Origin of the sequence: Sphaerisporangium sp. NBC_01403, assembly GCF_045040145.1 — a bacterium.
Taxonomy (GTDB): Bacteria; Actinomycetota; Actinomycetes; order Streptosporangiales; family Streptosporangiaceae; genus Sphaerisporangium; species Sphaerisporangium viridialbum.
In genome coordinates, this window is sequence record NZ_CP109534.1 from 9,200,210 (window position 1) to 9,218,021 (window position 17,812).

The 17,812-nt window shown below is 67.8% G+C and carries 16 protein-coding genes and 1 tRNA gene; 11 read left to right on the top strand and 6 right to left on the bottom strand.

The genetic code is table 11. The features are described 5' to 3' along the window. Positions 1 to 239 precede the first annotated feature (239 nt). Together OG589_RS41480 and OG589_RS41485 are read left to right on the top strand one after the other, a co-directional pair. Positions 240 to 1,493, top strand: a complete 1,254-nt coding sequence (locus OG589_RS41480; RefSeq protein WP_405144259.1) for a hypothetical protein — start codon at positions 240 to 242, stop codon at positions 1,491 to 1,493. 610 nt (positions 1,494 to 2,103) lie between these two features. Beyond that, positions 2,104 to 2,484, top strand: coding sequence for a hypothetical protein (locus OG589_RS41485; RefSeq protein ID WP_405144261.1), 381 nt, complete (start codon positions 2,104 to 2,106; stop codon positions 2,482 to 2,484). A 331-nt stretch (positions 2,485 to 2,815) separates the two neighbouring features. Here the strand turns inward: OG589_RS41485 and OG589_RS41490 are convergent, their stop codons facing one another. Then, positions 2,816 to 3,220, bottom strand: coding sequence for a hypothetical protein (locus OG589_RS41490; RefSeq protein ID WP_405144263.1), 405 nt, complete (start codon positions 3,218 to 3,220; stop codon positions 2,816 to 2,818). A gap of 736 nt (positions 3,221 to 3,956) precedes the next feature. On the opposite strand from OG589_RS41490, the gene OG589_RS41495 reads away from it, so the two are divergent. The 4 genes from OG589_RS41495 (at position 3,957) to OG589_RS41510 (ending at position 5,578) form a co-directional block, all read left to right on the top strand. Beyond that, a complete protein-coding gene (locus OG589_RS41495; RefSeq protein ID WP_405144265.1) occupies positions 3,957 to 4,136 on the top strand; it encodes a hypothetical protein in 180 nt (59 codons plus the stop codon). 338 nt (positions 4,137 to 4,474) lie between these two features. Next, complete coding sequence (locus tag OG589_RS41500; protein ID WP_358552672.1) at positions 4,475 to 4,720, top strand: hypothetical protein; 246 nt, start codon at positions 4,475 to 4,477, stop codon at positions 4,718 to 4,720. Next, positions 4,717 to 4,980 (top strand): PIN domain-containing protein, encoded by a 264-nt coding sequence (locus tag OG589_RS41505; RefSeq protein ID WP_405144267.1) that lies wholly within the window; start codon positions 4,717 to 4,719, stop codon positions 4,978 to 4,980. The genes OG589_RS41500 and OG589_RS41505 overlap by 4 nt, the downstream gene beginning before the upstream one ends. 256 nt (positions 4,981 to 5,236) lie before the next feature. Next, positions 5,237 to 5,578 (top strand): hypothetical protein, encoded by a 342-nt coding sequence (locus OG589_RS41510; RefSeq protein WP_405144269.1) that lies wholly within the window; start codon positions 5,237 to 5,239, stop codon positions 5,576 to 5,578. Between the two features lie 131 nt (positions 5,579 to 5,709). Here the strand turns inward: OG589_RS41510 and OG589_RS41515 are convergent, their stop codons facing one another. After that, positions 5,710 to 6,618 carry a helix-turn-helix domain-containing protein gene (locus OG589_RS41515; protein ID WP_405144271.1) on the bottom strand — a complete coding sequence of 303 codons (909 nt, stop codon included), beginning with the start codon at positions 6,616 to 6,618 and terminating at the stop codon, positions 5,710 to 5,712. After that, positions 6,615 to 7,379 carry a phytanoyl-CoA dioxygenase family protein gene (locus OG589_RS41520; RefSeq protein WP_405144273.1) on the bottom strand — a complete coding sequence of 255 codons (765 nt, stop codon included), beginning with the start codon at positions 7,377 to 7,379 and terminating at the stop codon, positions 6,615 to 6,617. Before OG589_RS41520 ends, OG589_RS41515 begins: the two co-directional genes overlap by 4 nt. Positions 7,380 to 8,296: 917 nt before the next feature. On the opposite strand from OG589_RS41520, the gene OG589_RS41525 reads away from it, so the two are divergent. Both OG589_RS41525 and OG589_RS41530 read left to right on the top strand, forming a co-directional pair. Next, positions 8,297 to 8,599 (top strand): DUF6980 family protein, encoded by a 303-nt coding sequence (locus tag OG589_RS41525; protein WP_405144274.1) that lies wholly within the window; start codon positions 8,297 to 8,299, stop codon positions 8,597 to 8,599. Between the two features lie 231 nt (positions 8,600 to 8,830). Continuing rightward, complete coding sequence (locus OG589_RS41530) at positions 8,831 to 9,382, top strand: GNAT family N-acetyltransferase (protein ID WP_405144275.1); 552 nt, start codon at positions 8,831 to 8,833, stop codon at positions 9,380 to 9,382. Between the two features lie 332 nt (positions 9,383 to 9,714). Here the strand turns inward: OG589_RS41530 and OG589_RS41535 are convergent. Next, a tRNA-Gly gene (locus tag OG589_RS41535) sits at positions 9,715 to 9,785 on the bottom strand. A gap of 226 nt (positions 9,786 to 10,011) precedes the next feature. Between OG589_RS41535 and dcd the strand changes: the two genes are divergently transcribed. The 3 genes from dcd (at position 10,012) to OG589_RS41550 (ending at position 12,902) form a co-directional block, all read left to right on the top strand. Further along, positions 10,012 to 10,587, top strand: a complete 576-nt coding sequence (gene dcd / locus OG589_RS41540) for a dCTP deaminase (protein WP_405144276.1) — start codon at positions 10,012 to 10,014, stop codon at positions 10,585 to 10,587. Positions 10,588 to 11,285: 698 nt separating this feature from the next. Continuing rightward, positions 11,286 to 11,903: a DUF47 domain-containing protein gene (locus tag OG589_RS41545; RefSeq protein WP_405144277.1), complete on the top strand. Its 618-nt coding sequence runs from the start codon at positions 11,286 to 11,288 to the stop codon at positions 11,901 to 11,903. Further along, positions 11,904 to 12,902: an anion permease gene (locus OG589_RS41550; protein WP_405144278.1), complete on the top strand. Its 999-nt coding sequence runs from the start codon at positions 11,904 to 11,906 to the stop codon at positions 12,900 to 12,902. Positions 12,903 to 12,927: 25 nt separating this feature from the next. Here the strand turns inward: OG589_RS41550 and OG589_RS41555 are convergent, their stop codons facing one another. Together OG589_RS41555 and mshD are read right to left on the bottom strand one after the other, a co-directional pair. Further along, positions 12,928 to 16,701 carry a tetratricopeptide repeat protein gene (locus OG589_RS41555; RefSeq protein WP_405144279.1) on the bottom strand — a complete coding sequence of 1,258 codons (3,774 nt, stop codon included), beginning with the start codon at positions 16,699 to 16,701 and terminating at the stop codon, positions 12,928 to 12,930. A 117-nt stretch (positions 16,702 to 16,818) separates the two neighbouring features. Further along, entirely contained in the window at positions 16,819 to 17,748 is a 930-nt protein-coding gene (gene mshD, locus OG589_RS41560) for a mycothiol synthase (protein ID WP_405144281.1), read from the bottom strand. Between the last annotated feature and the right edge of the window lie 64 nt (positions 17,749 to 17,812).

Below are 17,812 nucleotides of genomic sequence, written 5' to 3' on the forward strand. Positions count from 1 at the left end.
TTGGCGACCGGGGACGCCGCACATCGAGTCGCGAATGTAGTAGTCCCAGACCTGGTTTGGCCAACCCGGTCGCCGAACGCTCGACCTGAGCAAGCAAACGCATGCTTGACGATCACGGCGATATGCGATCTCTTAGGTGAAGCGGCTGGACCTCATGGAGATCTTGACGCTATCGGTGCGGCATGTTGTGATCTAAATATCCGTTATTTCATGCTTGTTTAGTAGGAAATGAGGGAGTTGTGAGGCTTCTCTGGCGTGCCGCCGCGATGGCCGCGCTCCTGGTGGGCTCGGTCGGCATCCAAGTCGTCCAGGGCGGAGCGGTGCAGGCGGCCCTGCCCACCGCCGCCGTCGCGCTAGGCGACAGCTTCATCAGCGGGGAGGGCGCGGGGGACTACCAGCCCGTCGTCGACGCCTCCGGGACGGCACAGGCCTTCCCCGGCTGGTCGGCGGCCAACAGCAACGCCTACTTCTGTCACCGGTCGGCGAACGCCTCGTTGTTCAAGGCGTCACTCCCCGGCATTCAGGACCGCTTCAACCTCGCGTGCTCCGGCGGTCAGCCCGCCGACATCGCCAACCCCTCCAGCGCCCGCGCCAATGGCCGCTCCGTTGCCTCGCAGCTCGACCAGCTACGTGCCGTCGCCCAGACCCACGACATCGACGTCGTCCTCATCGGCCTCGGCTCCAACAACGCCCAGTTCACCTTCGGCGACGTGGCCACGCTGTGCGCCAACCGCTTCATCGCCGACGCCTGGACGGGCTGGTGGGAGTTCTGGGCCTACCTGGGCGGCCCCGTGCCGCAGGAGCCCTGCACCGTCTCGGACCTGGCCTCCGACGCCGAGGTGGCCGCCGCCACCACCGAGACCACCGCCGCCCTGCGCCAGATCCTCGACACCCTCGACCAAATCGACGCCGACGGTGTCCACCCTGTAGTCCTGCAGACCTACACCAACCCGCTGCCGCTCGACGTCGCCCCGCAGTACCGGGACGAGGACGGCCGCACTGACACCCGCGACAAGTTCCGCGCCCTCGGCGCCGAGCGGTACGCCGCCGGCTGCCCGATCCACCGCGCGAGCCTCGCCCCCGGGCACGTGTTCTCCCAGAACCTCGGCTCCCTGGTCAAGAACGCCTTCACCACGCTGGCGGCTGAGCGCCCGACTGCCGACCTGCGCGTGCTGGACGTCCAGAAGGCTTTCGACGGAGCCCGGCTCTGCGAGAACCCCGGCAGCCCGACGGGCGCGCTCGCCACGCCGCTCCGGGTGCAGGACGGGCCGTCCGGCACGCCTATCACCAGCCTGTCCGGCTGGGACAAGATCGGTATCCAGCGACTGGCGAACACCTGCGTCACCTACTTCCAGACCTGCCAGGAGTCGTGGCACCCCAACGCCGCGGGCCACGCCGTCCTCGGCCAGTGCCTGACCGGCGCCCTCACCATCGCGCCCCGCACGATCGTCACGTGCGCCCGTAACGCGAACGGCACGCTCACCATCTCCTGACGTCTCCTGTCGACGCGCGATAGCGCGCGCCCCGCCTCCGGGGCGCGCGCCGTCCTGCATGCCGCGGACCGCACCGTCGCGCCCTGCCAGCGCACCACATCACCTAGTGTCCTGCGCCCTGTTGTCCTTTCCCTCCGCGCACGCCAGGACGATCTGCGAGCGCATCGCCAGGACCTGCGAGGACTTCGCTCGACGTGCCCATCTCCGCAGGGTCGCGCGTTCCTCGTCGCTCACCGTCAGCTCAGCCTTCGGGCGCCAAGATCAACTGATCTGGCACGAATCTGGCACGCGAGTCAGCAACAGCTCCAAAAGAGACCAAGGCCCGGGTGGGGATCGTGTCCCTGACCTGGGCCTTTGTGTGTGGAGCTGGTGACGGGAATCGAACCCGCGCTGTTCGGCTTGGGAAGTGCATCGATCACGGCACGTGGGGCGGCTGAGCTGGGCGTTCGGCTGGCCGTGAGTGACCGTGATTGACCCCTCGTCGCCTGGCTAATGGCCCGACGATCGGCCCCGTGACCACTTCTTTCATGCGCGGCACGCACACCTCGCCCGCCTGACTATCCGAAGTTGGAGTGCCCCACCGGAGGCTGTGGGTTGTATGGTCGCCCGCATGGATTCGCAGTATGCCGTTGATGCTCGACACATCTGGAAGACCCATGTACCGCGTCGGGGGCAGGCGGACAGTGTCCAGGGCGAGTTGCTGCGGGCGGTGGAAAAACTCAGGGACGAGGCTCAGCGCAACGGCAACGTGAACTGGGACGAGCACCACGAGCGTCTCGTGGTCTACCTGCGTGAGAAGCTCATCGGGTCAGGGTTATTCAGTGCGGAGACCTTGAAGAGGCTGGCCGTGGATCTGGATCGCTTGGCCGACTTTGAGCAGCCGCTCACCGATGATGAGCCCTTCGACCGCATTACGTATCGCGTTGTTGACTGGTGCCGCGCTCATCCTGAGCCCGTGCTCCATAAGCATGACCCTGATCTGCTGCGCTAAGCGCAGTGGTTGGAGCGGGTGACGGGAATCGAACCCGCGCTGTCGGCTTGGGAAGTGTATGCATCACGGCTTGTAGGGGCGCTGAGCTGGGCTTCGGGCCGGTCGTGAGTGACCGTGGTTGACCCCTCGTCACCCTGTCTAATTGCACGCCAATTGCACGATGATCAGGCCACGACGTGGGGATCCCTCACGTGATGCCATACGCGATCGGTCTTCCGGTGCGGTAACAAAGCTACCCATGCCGGGCTCTGTGTTTGGATCAAGCCGTGTGCCCTGGTGCCGCCGTGGGGTGGCTGCCAGCGGACGCAGTCAGCGCTCATCGGTGCTTCGGCTAGACCGCGGTCAGGTGAAACATTGTGGCCAGTTCGTCGGCCAAGTTGGCGACGTTTCGAGAGCCGTCGACACTCAGGACCGGCAGATCGAGTTCGAGGGCCTGGCGTCGCGCCTCTTCATCCCACAGTTCGTCGCGGGCCAGTCGCTTCGCCAATGCGATGGCATGGTCGCTGTTTCCCCAGTTGGCTTGTGCTCGGGCTGGATCGGCGAATCGGGCGCCCAATGCCCGGCGACGGAATTCGGGTGTCGGCAGGAGAAAGGCGGCTTGCTCACGCCGCTTCAGCAGTGGCGCGACATCGCCGGGCAGGGTACGGAAGTCGTCAACGAGCACGGGACGGTCGGCGGGCAGGGTAAGCAAGTCTTCGATGACGAATCCGAATGTCTCGCCGTGCAGGCTGGGCATGGCCTGGAAGATCTCCTCCGCGGTGCGGCCCGTCCATCTGTGTTCCAGGGGATGTCCGCAGCAACGCGCATAGGTAGGGCTGTTGCTGCGGGGTGCACCGGTCGATGTAGCCACGTTCGGCGTGGTCGCCGTCATACACGAGCGCGCCATGCCGTTCGGCCAAGACCCGGGTGAGGGTGCTCTTGCCGGCGCCGGTGCCGCCAGCGATCCAGCGGACATGCGCGAGCCGACGAGTGAGATCAGCAGAGTCGTACTGGCTGAAGATGGTCATGCCCAGCAGTCTCACGGGTCTGAGCAGCCAAAAACAGTCTTGTTGTTGCACCCTGGCGCCGGTGAAGATCGAAGGAGAGGGCCGGCTTCTCGCCTCGGGTGTGGGGCGGGAATCAAACCCGCGCTGTCAGCTTGGGAATCGTACGGATCCAGCCACGTAGGGCCGCTGACCTGGGCGGTAGGCCGGTCCCGAGTGACCGTGGTCGACCCCTCGTTACCGGGGTTAATGGCACGCTAATGGCACGACGATCAGACCGTGGAGCCGGGCTTGGGCGCACCGCCTGGACTTCGCCTGTCTGATCATCCCGTCTGCCGTCGACCCGCCCGAAGGGGAAGCGGGACAGGGCCAGGGGGTCAAGGTGGAGCGCCCCACCGGACGAACGACCTTGACCCCCCGCTCTACCAGCGGGTTATGCGGAACGTAGACGACTACCTCGTCACTGGCGGCATCCCTGATGGGGATCACGTGAAGAAGCTGAAGGATGCCGAAGGTGTGCACGAGCTGCGTGTTGCTCTCGACCGCACGACCTGGCGGTTGACCTTCTGGAAGCCATCCAACAAGGTGATCGTGGTATTGACGGTCTTCCGCAAGACCCACTGGCGGTCCTCCGCCGCGACAGGCTTGCTCGGGAGTCGTCAGCGCTAGGGGAACGAGGAAGGCCCAGCTCTAGATCGCATTCTTGAGCTGGGCCGTGGTGTTGGAGCGGGTGACGGGAATCGAACCCGCGCTGTCAGCTTGGGAAGTACATCGATCACCGCACGTAGGGCCGCTGACCTGGGCCCCAGGCCGGTCCTGAGTGACCGCGGTTGACCCCTCGTCACCCTGGTTAATGGCCCGAGGATCAGCCCATGCCCTTGCACCCGTCACGCGGACGGGTACGGCGCGGACCTCGATGCAGAGCTTCCTGCCGACGAAGTGACAGCGCAGCCGACCAGAGGGCGTGTCACTGACGCAAGCAGAATCGCTTGCGTAGACTCTTGGCCATGAGCGCTGGGCATGCGCATGAGGAGCTTCATCACCTGGTGGACCGGCTGTCGCCGGACCAGGCGCGTCGTCTCCTGCGTTTGGTGAAGACAGATCCTGACTTGGCTGAGGTGGCGGAGGAGGAATCGTCTGAGCCGGTTCGTCGTCGGCGGTTGTCGATCGCGGGGATCGGTGCCTCCGGTGAAGGGGATCTGTCCGAACGGGTCGAAGATCTGCTGGCGGAGCGGTTCAATCGGTCAACGTGACTGCCACGCTCTTGGACACAGGCCCTTTGATCGCTGTCGTCGATCGAGATGACAAGCACCATGCCTCATGCGTGCGTCTCCTTGAAGAGTTGGAGGGGCCGCTCCTGCTGCCTTCGACTATCTTGATCGAGGCCGGATGGACCATTAACAGGCACATGGGACCTCGCGTCCATGCGCAGTTTCTTGATCTGGCGACCGAGGAGTTTGAACTAGTCGACCTGGTGCCAGCGTTCACGCTTCTACCGGAAGTGCTTCGCTGACCTGGTCAAATACGCGTGGAGCGGGTGACGGGAATCGAACCCGCGCTGTCAGCTTGGGAATCGGCTACTGATCTACTCCCTCTGAGCTGGGGAACAGGGGGTGCTGCTCAGCGCGGGTCGAGTCCCCGTGACTCCCTGTCAGTTCCCGCTGATCGCCGTTCAATCTGGCACGCGACCCGGGATGGCGCGAGTCCTTACCGAAGCCTAAGCTTCGTGATCCCAGAAGCGGCAATAGCGACAGAGTCGGGTACGACGCATGGAACTGCAGGTCCGCCCCGACACGGGTGACTTCAAGGACCTCCCGGCCGTCTTCTCGGTCAACGGTCGATCGGTCGTTGAGGTGTTTCCAGACTTCGGTGCGCCGTTCGCTGGGGCCTCACCTGAGCTGCGTGATCAGACGGTCCGTCTAGAGGTGAAGCTCGGTCACAAGAAGAAGTGGAAGACCGTCCTTAAGTTCAAGCTCCGTCTGAGCCGGGTCACCGACCCCCACGTGTACATCGCGTATAGCAACGATCCGGATCTGGTATCTCCCGAAGACATTAAGAGTGCCCATCCCGGCTGCGGCGGAACCGAAACGCACGCCAAGGTCCCCGCGTGAGCGGCTCTGGACACCGTCACTGACCTGCCCGAACCGGCTTAGCGTGCGATCCGGTTCCGTTGCAGGTCCACCCCCGACCCCAATGATCCGTCGGCACCCCGTGGGTAGGCGCTGGCCCGCGTTGGAGATCGCTACAGGTGCAGGGTTCCGCTGCGGGCGCGGTGCTCAAGCGGTGAGTGTCCGTGCAGGCGGCGGAAAGCCGTGCTGAAGGCGCGGACGTCGGGGTAGCCGCACGCCCTGGCCACCTCCGTCACCGTGGGACCCGTGTCCAGCAGCAGGGCGGCGGCCAGCTCGAGCCGCATCCTGCGCAGGGTCGCCATCAGGGACGCGCCTGTCTGCTCGCGAAACAGCCGCTCGGCGTGCCGTTCGGACAGGTGGACGGTGGCGGCCACATCCCTGACCCTGACCGGCCGGCACAGGTTGTCGGCGAGGTGCCGCCGCATCGCCGCCACCACCACCTGGGACGGCCGGTCCCTGGGAGGCGGCTCGACCTGCAGGTCGTCCTCGTTCGCGAACGCCCTGGCGGTGTCCACCACCAGGGCGGCGCCGAGACCGGCCAGGCCGGCGTCGTACCCGGACCGCACCGGGTCAGCGTACCCGGCGAGTGCGGTGACGACCTCGGCCAGCGAGCCGGTACGGCGCGACACCACGGGACCGGCGAGGTCGGTGAGGCCGGACCACCAGCCACGCTCGTCCGGACCCGGAGCCTCCCGGCCGCCCCGCAGGGTGAAGCCCCAGAAGGCGATGCCGAGCGGGTCCTCCCGGCTCGACTCGATCTCGTGCACATCACCCGGCCTGGCCAGGAACACCTCACCGGTTCCGACGTCATGGTGTTCCCCGCCGACGCTGAACCGGCCTGCACCGGTGTAGGCCAGGCAAACCTCGTGAAAGGAGTGCCGGTGCCAGTAGTTGCGCCAGGCGGGCTTGGTGTAGAACCCCCAGCTGACGAAGTCAGCCCTGAACCCTCCGACCTGGCAGGTGTCCAGCAGGCCGGTCAGGTCGGGCAGCTGACCGGCACCGGCCACGTCCGCCAAGCTCAAGCCTGTCTCCTGCCTGTCGGGTCCACTCCCGACAGCATCATGCCCTGCCCCAGCGACGAGTCGTGCGCCTGGATCGCCAGCGGGTCGGCCGGGTCGCGGAACTGCACCAGCCAGGTGGTCCTGGCCTCGTCGCTGACGTTCACACCCGAGCCGTGAACGGTCAGGTAGGAGAAGAACAGCACGTCCCCCGCCTCCGCGGGCAGTGGCACCGCAGCCTCGAACGGTACGTCGGTGAGGTGATGGCCACCCTCGGGGTCGTGCTCCCGCGGCCCCTGGAGGTGGCTGCCCGGCACGACGCGGACGCAGCCCTTGTGCTCCGGCGCGTCGTCCAGGTGGAATATCGCGGCGCCGACCCGATGATGGGTGTGGGGGAAGAACGGGTGGTCCTGGTGCAGCGGGAACGGCGAGCCGTTCTCCGGTGGTTTCACGAACAGTTTGGTGTGGTGCAGCTGTACGTTCGGCACCCCCAGCACGGCCGCGGCGACGGAGGTGAACCGCTCATCCACCAGCAACCGGGAGAACGCCGCCGCGTAGAACTGCGCGTCATGCAGGTGCTGCAGCCGCGTCGGCACACCGGCCGAGAGCTCAGCGGCCGAACCCCAGGTCGGGTCCTCGTCTCGGTCCGGCTGCCCGAGCAGGTCATGGGCGACCCGGCGGTACGCCGCCGCCTCATCCCTGGTCAGCAGGCCCTTCACCAGAACGTACCCGTGCTCGGCGTAGTGGCCGGCGAGGGTTCGCAGATCGATCGTGGTCACGGTCATCGCGTCCTCCTGTCGTGATCGATATCGACACTTCGTGGTCGACATCGACACTAGGAAGCCGGTGCTCGCCGCGACAGTCTCACAGCGGACAGCGATGTTCGTAAGACGGACAAGCGATCGGCACTGCTCCGACCTGCCGAGGCGTCAGGCCTGGCCTTGCGCTCAAGAGTCCGAACGATGAGTTCACACGCCTTGCTGTCAGACCCCAGTCCACCCTGGACTCACACCGTGGGAGGCATCACCACGCGTGCCTGGCGGGCACTTCCAGCTCAGCCCGACACCCCTGTGAGCGGGACTCGTACTGTCGCCTGGCGGCCCTTCCACTCGTCCGCGCCAGCCGTCCGGCGTTCTTTGCGCGCTGTCCGCCGGGAGCGCCAGCGGGAGGCGGCGGCGTGCGCCGTGACGGCGGCGCGTGCGGCCCGGTTAGGGCCGCCTTGATCTATCAGCACACCGCGATGGAGCGGGACCGGGCCATCGCTGACGCGCTCGGGAAGCTCGCCGAGGAAGCTCTCAAGAAGCAAGATCCGAGTGGATCGGGCACGCAGCGGGCACGGAAGATCGATTAGCGCTAGAAAAGATCAAGGCCCGGGTCAGGAATTATCCTCTGACCTGGGCCTTCGTCATTGGAGCGGGTGACGGGAATCGAACCCGCGCTGTCAGCTTGGGAAGTACATCGATCACATCACGTAGGACCGCTGACCTGGGCCTCGGGGCAGTCCTGAGTGACCGTGGTTGACCCCTCGTCACCCTAATTAATGGCCCGCTAATGGCCCGAAGGTATCTATGCCCAGAGGTACGGCGGCGCATTGCTCGGCCGCCTACCTGCAGGGCGGTCTGCGAGCCAAACAGGTCACGGCACAGGAGGGGGCGAGAACCCGGGTACCCGCTGACCGGTTGCCTTCTGCGAGCCTGTCCTCATGAGCGATCAATGCTGTGAGTCGATGGCGTTCCACTTGACCTGGCATTGCGATCTTCATGAAGATCCGTTCGACTGCCCGGGCGCCCTCGTCGAATTCATTCCCAAATTCCAGGAGTACGGCCTGATCGTCCACGACGGCGGGACCTCCGTCATCGGCATCGCCTTCTGCCCGTGGTGCGGAAGCCGGCTGCCTGATTCTCAGCGCGATCGTTGGTTCGAGGAGTTGGACCGGCGCGGGATCGAACCAGGAGGAGATGATGTTCCCGCCGAGTTCGAAGATGACCGTTGGCTGCAGGCGTGATCCTGCCAAGTGCACAGCCCGCGAGTTATCGGGCACGGCAAGCGAGCGATGGGGCGCCTGCGCCGCCCAGGCGCGAGTCGTGAAATCCATCCCTGACCTGGGCCTTGAAGATTGGAGCGGGGACACCGGGGCGGCGGGTGCAGGATAAACGCCTTGCCATCGATGGTGTGATCCCGTGTATGGTCTCGCGGCAAGCGTCACAAGGGCGCGTTTGCCCAGTGAGGAGTGTGCGTGACCACCTTCGATATTCCCGTTCGGTTGGAGACCGAGCGCCTTATAGTGCGGCCACACGAACCAGTCGATCATGACCAGGTAGCCACGCTCGTTACGACCGGGGATGCGTCTACTGCCCTTCCGCCGGGCCGTCCCTCTGCTGTCGAAGAAGTCATGGAGTGGCTGACCGAGGGTGTTCACGGATTGCGGCGCTCTGGCGCGGGCGTGCACCTGGCGATCGTCACCAAGGACGGCGAACTGGTCGGCGGGATCAGTCTGCATGGAACCGATTGGGAAACCGGGATCACTGAAGTGGGCTACGGCGTGGGTCCCATGTTTCGCGGACAGGGCATCGCGCCCGAGGCGGTTCGCGCGGTTACACGTTGGGCTTTCTCACTGGGCCTCCATCGGGTGGAACTACGCACCATCCCGGAGAATGAGGCGTCGCGGCGTGTGGCGGCCAAGGCTGGATTCACCTATGAGGGCACGTTGCGACAGGCGCAGCGCGAAGACGACGGTCTGCACGATCTGCTGGTATTCAGTTTTCTCGCGGACGAAGTCGTAGCTTAAACCCGTGCCCCAGCACGAGGGCCGCTGATGCGCGGGAGCGGAGTGGCCGGTGCCAATCCGAAGGACGCCGGAAGCATCGTGCAGCGATTGCGCGATCTGGCGGCGGTGTGCCGGTGGTCGGCGAGTTGGTCCGGCACGGCGCGGTGCACCTACGGCGACGCCCCGCGTGGCGCCCGCGCTGCGACCGGCCCCCAGGCCGCAGAGATCCGCCCCTCGTCGGAGCCAAGATCAACTGATCTGGCACGAATCTGGCACGCGAGTGAGAATCAGCTCTAAAATGATCAAGGCCCAGGGTCCGGGGATTCCGTACTACCTGGGCCCTGACGCTTGTGAGCGGGTGACGGGAATCGAACCCGCGCTGTCAGCTTGGGAAGCTGATGTTCTGCCATTGAACTACACCCGCGTCGATCAGGTGACTGACGACGCACCTACTCTAGCGGAACTTCGGGCGTGTCACCTCCTCCCGGTGAAGTCCACGTGTGATCGGCGTCGGGGCGGTGAGGGGAGGGGTGGGCGGCCGTCTGGAGAGATGCGTGGCCGCCTGGTGAGACGGGTGGCCGCCTGGAGATGGGTGGCCGCCTGGAGGGAGAGGCCCTTCGTCGTTCGTGTTGCGTTGGTAGGTTGCTTAGGTGCTGCTATCCGATCGTGACATCTGCGCCGAGATCGAGTTGGAGAGGGTCAAGATTGACCCGTTTGACGTAGAGATGATCCAGCCGTCGAGCGTCGACGTGAGGCTCGATCGGTACTTCCGGGTGTTCGAGAACCACCGGTACCCCCACATCGATCCGGCGGTGGAGCAGCCCGAGCTGACGCGGCTGGTGGAGCCCGATGGGGACGAGCCGTTCATTCTGCACCCGGGGGAGTTCGTCCTGGCCTCCACGTACGAGGTGATCGGACTTCCTGACGACATCGCCGGCAGGCTGGAAGGCAAGTCGAGCCTCGGGCGGCTCGGGCTGCTCACGCACTCGACGGCCGGCTTCATCGATCCGGGCTTCGAGGGGCACGTCACCCTTGAGCTCTCCAATGTCGCCACGCTGCCGATCAAGCTGTGGCCGGGGATGAAGATCGGGCAGCTGTGCATGTTCCGGCTCAGCTCTCCGGCCGAGCATCCGTACGGGAGCCTGAAGTACGGGTCGCGGTACCAAGGGCAGCGTGGGCCGACCCCGAGCCGGTCTTTCCTCAACTTCCACCGCACCCGGATGTGATCGCCGGCGGTTCGCCTCAGTACTACTGGCTTGAACGGCCGCGGCGGTCGCCACGCCAGTTCGCTTGTCGACATGCATCTTCACGCGCCTGCTCGCCGACCGCCGCCATTGCCGGGCGGTCGCTGGGGATGCTCCTCGGGCCCGGTCGGGCTCTCGGGTGGGCCCTGTCGCTGGTGGGTCTTTGACGAGGGCGTACGGTGAGCGATACCCGCAAGAGCCCCAAGAGCCCCCAAAGCCCCCAAGGCAAGAAGGGCATCAAGCCGCGCCAAAGGCCTCTGCGGGGTCGCTGGTCGGGGGCGTGGTCCGGTGGACGACCCGCGATTCGGTGGTCACCGGTGCGCCCAGTGGGTGATGCTGAGGTCTGTGGTGGCGCGTGCGTCTTCGGGGAGAGGCGTGGCCGGGTGGTCGCGGGTGCCGTCTGTGGGTGATGCTTGGTTCGAGCGCGGGCCGGCCAGGGGCCGGCCGGTGCTCGTATGTGAGGTGCGTGGTTCGGAAGCCGTCCGGGTTCGGGCCGCGCATCCGTCAGACCGGGAACATGCGTCGCGCATTTTGCGATGTCTCGGTGTCAACGTACGAACGGAGGGCAGCGCCTAGGAGAAGAGAAGGTTACAAGCGGGAGTGCATGTTACGAACTTCGCATTTCAGCCGGTACCCCTTACTCTTCTCTGCGGACCGTCCCCGCACATCTGGAGAACGACGTGCGCCTGCGTCTCACGCCTCGTGAGGACAGCTATTACGACTTGTTCGCCGACTCGGCGAACAACCTCGTCACCGCATCCCGTCTACTGGTGGAGATCATCAGCGACGGCTCGGACAGGGAAGCCCTGGCCGAGAAGATGCGTGCCTGCGAGCACGCGGGCGACGAGCGTACTCATGCGATCATGAACCGCCTCAACGAGAGCTTCATCACGCCGTTCGACCGCGAGGACATCTATCGTCTCGCGTCGAATCTCGACGACGTCATGGACTACATGGAGGCCGCCGCCGATCTCATCGGCCTCTACCAGATCGACCACCTCCCGAAGGAGGTCGTACGCCAGGTCGAGGTGCTGGAGCGGGCGGCGGAGCTGACCGCCGAGGCCATGCCCCGGCTCCGGTCGATGAGCAACCTCAACGAGTACTGGATCGAGATCAACCGCCTGGAGAACCAGGCCGACCAGGTCTACCGACGCCTGCTCGCCAAGCTCTTCGGCGGTGAGTACGACGCTCTCACCGTCATGAAGATGAAGGAGGTCATCGACCAGCTTGAGATGGCCGCCGACGCCTTCGAGCACGTGGCGAACACGATCGAGTCGATCGCGGTCAAGGAAAGCTAAGTGGAGCTCGCACTTGTCATCGGCGTCATCGTCATAGCCCTGGTATTCGACTACACCAACGGCTTCCACGACGCCGCGAACGCGATCGCGACCTCGGTCTCGACCCGCGCTCTCACTCCCCGTGCCGCGCTCTTCATGGCCGCCGCCATGAACTTCGTCGGCGCGCACATCAGCACTGAGGTGGCCAGGACCGTCGGCACGGGCATCATCGAGCCGCCGACGGGCTCGCACGGCCTGGTCATCGTGGGTGCCGGTCTGATCGGCGCGATCACGTGGAACCTCATCACGTGGTACTTCGGACTGCCCTCGTCGAGCAGTCACGGGCTGATCGGCGGCCTGGTTGGGTCCGCTCTCGCCGCCTCCAGCACGATCCACTGGAGCGGTGTGGTGGAGAAGGTCGTCATCCCGATGGTCCTCTCCCCGATCGTCGGCTTCCTGCTGGGAGCCCTCATCATGATCGCCATTCTCTGGATCTTCCGGCGGGCGAACCCCCACAAGGCGGGCAAGAACTTCCGGTACGCCCAGACCGTCTCCGCCGCGGCCATGGCGCTCGGCCACGGCCTCCAGGACGCCCAGAAGACGATGGGCGTCATCTTCCTCGCGCTCTACACCGGCGGCTACGTCGCCGCCAAGGACCCGATCCCGCAGTGGGTCATTCTCGCAGCGGCCGCCGCGATCTCGCTGGGCACCTACTCGGGCGGCTGGCGCATCATGCGGACGCTGGGGCGCAGGATCATCCACCTGACCCCCGCGCAGGGGTTCGCGGCCGAGACGGCGGCCTCCATCGTGCTGTACACGATGGCCATCGCCGCCAAGGCGCCGATCTCCACCACCCACACGATCACCAGCGCCATCATGGGCGTCGGCGCGACCAAGCGCCTGTCGGCGGTCCGGTGGGGCGTCGCGGGGAACATCATCACGGCGTGGGTCCTCACCATCCCGGCGGCGGCGCTCGTGGCCGCGCTGTCCTACTTCATCCTCCACTGGATCGTGGAGTAAGCCCCCGGCCTCGAACGGGTAAGCCTCAGGAGCCACCCAGCCAGCGCTCGATGTTGTGGATGCGCTGCTCGCATTCCTGCACCTCGCGTACGTTGCCGATGGCCTCGTGCGACAGGCGCAGCGCGCGCAGCGCCTCCATCTGGCCTGAGTGGTTCCCGGTCTCGCGGTGGAGCCGCAGGTTCTCGTCCAGGTCGCGCAGCGCCCCCGCGTGGTCGCCGCGGTGCTGCGAGATCAACCCCAGCGTGTGCCGGCACGCCGCCTGCTCCCGCAGGTCACCCGCCTCCTTGACGATCTCCAGCGCTTCCCTCGCGTACTTCTCGGCCTCGTCGGGGCGGTCGAGGGCGAGGAAGATCCGCGCCAGGTTGTTGACGGCGGACCCCTCGTACTGCCGGTCGCCCGTCTCGCGGATCGCCCGGATGGCCTGCACGGCCTTGTCCAGGGCCTGCTCGGGCCTGCCCATGCGCAGCATGATGCGCGCCATGGTGTCCAGGCCGACGCCCATGCCGTCCCCGTGCCGTTCCCGGATGGACAGCGACGTCTCGGCGGCCCGGAGCGCGTCCTGCTGGAGCCCGAGCCGCGCGTACGTGCGTGCGAGGCCGCCGAGGGTGCGCGCCTCGCCGGTCGGCACGTCCAGCTCCCTCCACAGCTTGAGGGCCTGTAAGCCGTGCTGGAGGGCGTCCTCGTAGCGGGCCAGGCGCCGCAGGGTCCTGGAGAGGTTCTCCAGGTCCTGCGCCTCCCCGGCCCGGTCGGCGATCTCCCTGCGGATCTCCAGCGCGAGGTTGAGGTGCTCGCGCGACTCGGCGTACCGCCCGAGCTTGAAGTACACGACGCCGATGGCCGCCCGCGCCTCCGCCTCGCCCCGCTTGTGGCCGATCTCGTGCGCGAGCCGTACGGCGCGCCAGAGGCGGGACAGGGCCTCGGCGTGCGCGCCCTCGTCGCGCAGCAGCTTGCCGAGGATGATGAGGGTCTCGCCCTCGCCGTGCCGGTCGCCGCTGGCCCGGGAGACGCGCAGGGCGTGCTCGGCGTCGCGGCGGGCCAGGTCGCGCAGCCCGAGCTGCCGGTGGATGCGGGCCAGCTCGCGGTACGGGTCGGCGGACTGCGGCTCGTCACCGAGGTCGAGGCGCATGGCCAGGTCGATGCGGAGCGACAACGCCTGCAGCCCCCGGACGACGGCCTCGCGGGGCGCGCCCCAGAAGTAGTGCAGGCGTGCCAGGTTGAGCAGCGTCTCCGCCTCGCCGGCGCCGTCCTTGATCGCCCTGCGGATGCTCAGCGCCCGCAGCGCGTGGTCCTCGGCGCTGACGTACTCGCCGAGCCTGCGCAGGTTCTGCGAGATCGTGTCGAGCGCCTCGGCCTCGCCCGCCTTGTTGTCGGCCAGCCGGTGCAGGCGCAGCGACTCCTCCGAGTGCTCGATGGCCAGGCGGTAGCGGCCGAGCACGCCGCGCACGTCGGCCAGGTTGTCCAGGGCGTTGGCCTCCCCGAGGCTGTCGCCGAGCCGCCGGAAGCCCCATCGCGCGTCCTCGCCGTAGCTGAGCGCCTTGACGTTCTGGCCGATGCTGCGGTGGGCGATCGCGAGGTGGTGCAGCATCTGGGCGGTCGCGGGCCACTCGTCCACGGCCTGTGCCGACGCCAGCCCGGCCTTGTGCACGTCGATGACGTCCCTCATGTAGCCGCGCGAGGTCATGAAGTCGTACACCGCGTCGGCCAGGTTGAAGGCGTAGGAGTGCAGCCCGTGCCTGGCCGCCTGGTGCGCGGCGGCGACCACGTTCCTGCGCTCGCTCTCGAACCAGGTGAAGTGCCGCTCGCGCTCGGCGTCGGAGGTGGCGGGCGGCGAGACGGCGCGGTCGTGCAGGACGCGCCTCGGACGTCCGAGCGCGTCCCCGGCCCGCATCGCGGTGGCGAGGTAGTGCGTCAGCAGGCGCCGGACGGCCCCCGTCCGCTCGGACTCGCTGTCCTCCAGCAGCACGCGCTCCTTGGCGAAGACCAGGAGCAGGTCGTGCACCATGAACCGCTCGGCCCTGCCGTCGCCCGGATCCTCCTTGCCGGCGACCAGGTGCAGGCGGTCGAGGGCCCGCAGGCGGCGCAGGGTGTCGGGCACCGCTTCGTCAAGCAGCGCCGCGCAGGACTCGGCGCCGACGTCCGGGCCGGTCATCAGGCCGAGGTAGCGGAAGGTGCGGCGCAGGTCCGGGGGCAGCGCCCGGTAGGACACCTCGAAGGCCGGCCGTACGGCCGCGCGTGGCTCGTCGTCCTGCGCGAGCTTGGACAGCCGGTCCTGGCCGTCCAGGTCGCGCACGGTGTCGGCGATCTGCTCCGCGGGGTTCTCCACCAGCTTGGCGGCGGTGATCCGCAGGGCGAGCGGCAGCATGGCGCACTGCCGTACGAGCCGGGTGGCGTCCGACGGGTTCTCGCGGACCCGTGAGTCGCCGGGGCCGAGGACGGCGGCCATCAGCTGGACGGCCTCCTCCTCGGCCATGACGTCCAGCGGCAGCGGCTCGACGCCGTCGGCGCGGGTGAGCCCGGGCTGCCCGGCCAGCCTCGCCTGGGTGGTGACGAGCAGGAGGCACCGGTTGGAGGGCGGAATGAGCGGTCTGATCAGCTCGGGGTTCTCGCCCGCGTTCTCCACCACGATCAGCAGCCGCCGGTCGGCGAGCCGGCGCTGGTAGGCGGACACGAGCTCGTGCTCGTCCACCGGCATCTGGTGCCCGCTGACGCCGAGGCCGCGCAGCAGCTGCCCGATGGCCTCGGCGGTCGTCAGCGGCCGGTTGGGGGCGCCGTGCAGGTCCAGGTAGAGCTGGCCGCCGCTGAAGTGCTCGTCCTTCACCGACTGGCCCCAGTACGTCGCGAGGGCGGACTTGCCGACCCCCGCCATGCCCTCGACGATCACCGCGCGCGGACGGTTCGCCGCCGTGACCATGGTGTCCAGGGTCTGGATCGCGGCGCCCCTGCCGGTGAAGCACGGCACCACCGGGGGAAGCTGCGCCGGGCCCGTGCCGGTGGCGGGGATCCTGATCGCGGGAACCTGCCGCTTGGCGGCCGTCCTGCCGAGGGTCCCGTTGGCGATCAACGGGGCCGAGTCCCATTCGGCCGCCCACGGCCCGGCGACCGCGCGGAGGGCGTCCATGTCCTTCACCCGGATCGTCGACCCGTGCTGCTCGATGAGGTCGGTGTGCGAGTGGGCGCAGGTGGCGCGGGACCCCTTGGGCCGCCACACGTGGAACGCGCGGGCCACGGCGACGCGGTCGACCCCGGCGAAGCTCGCGAGGTCGGTCTGCGTGAGCGGCGGGCCGATCACCACGCCGGTGCCCGAGGGGCGTCCGAAGCGCAGGGCCAGCTCGATCAGATGGAGGGCGATCCTGGCCGGCGCGCGCACGCCGGGACCGGGGGCGCGCCGCCGGGCGACGAGCACGCGGCGGTGGCCGAGGCTCTTCATCAGCGCGGCCCCCGCGGACAGCTCCTCGGCCAGGAAGTTCACGAACCTGTCCTTGGGCACCTGCAGGGCCCGCACGGCGGTCATGGTCTCGATGCGCCCCCGGTGCGGCCAGTCCCAGAGGGCGAGCTCGCCCTCCAGGTGACCGGGGCCGAAGATCTCGATGAGGGACTCGTCGCCGTCGGCCGAGCCGTACACCTCCTTGGCGTATCCGTCGAGCAGGACGGTGACGCTGTCGGGCAGGGCGTCGCGGTCGCCGAGGGTCTCGCGGGCGGCGAACTCCCTGACCCAGCCGATGGCGTGCAGCGACTCGCGTTCGATGTGGCCGAGAAGGGACCAGAACGTGCCAGGTCCGCCGGGGTTGAAGTTGGTCACGTAGTGCCTCGCTGTGCTTGTCGGCGGCGGGGCGGGCACGCGCCGGGGTATGCGCGTGCTTACAGCGTGACGGTCCCCTCGGCGGCGGGCTGTGTCAATTGACACACGACGGCGGCCTCACCCGTGGCGGTACATCACGTCCACGTCCCACCGGGTGAAGCCGAGGGACTCGTAGAGGCGGATGGCCGAGGGGTTGTCCTCGTCGACGTAGAGCATGACCTGGTCGAGCCCGCGTGACCGCAGGTGCTCGAGCCCGGCCAGGGTGAGCGCCCGGCCGAGGCCGCTGCCCTGCTCCGCGGGGTCGACCCCCACGACGTACACCTCGCCGATCGCCTCGTGCCCGCCGGGCCCTTCGTCGCCGTCGTGCACCTTGGTCCAGTGGAAGCCCGCGAGCCTCGGACCGCTCGGCGGCTCGCCCGGGCGGACGGCCAGGAAGAAGCCGTCCGGGTCGAACCACGGCTCCCGCTCGCGGAGCGCCAGGTCGTCCGTGGTCCATGAGCCCTGCTCCGGATGGTGGGCGAAGGCGCGCGCGTTCAGCGCCAGCCACGCCTCCTCGTCCGCGCCGGGCTCGAACGCGCGCAGCCGTACCCCCTCGGGCAGCTTCGCGGCGGGAAGCGGTTCGAGCAGCGAGCGGCGCATCCGCCAGAGGGACCGCACCCGGGTGAAGCCCGTGGAGGCGGCCAGCCGGGCGGCCTCCGGGTGGTCGCCGTGCGCCCACAGGCGCAGCCGTCCGCCGCTCTCGGCCAGCGCCGCCTCGGCCAGCCGCCGCCCGAGGCCCCGCCGGCGGTGGGACGGACGCACGACCAGCTCGCCGCTCGGACCCTCGGCCTCGTCGGCCGGGTCGACGTGCGCGAGGCCCGCCAGCGTGTCATCCTCGTAGAGCAGGATGGCCTTCGCATCCGGGTCGCCGCCGTGGCGCAGGGTGAGCATGACATGTTCGTTGAGGGGCCGCACCGAGTCGGCTACGGTGGCGGCGTCGACCAGCGCGGCGACCGCCGCCATCTCCTGGTCGCCGAGTCGTTGCCGGATGTCCACACGGATGGTCATGCTCGAACTCTAATCTGGCAGAAAACGCCATCAAGTCGTGGGGCATATCGTTACCTCTGGTTCG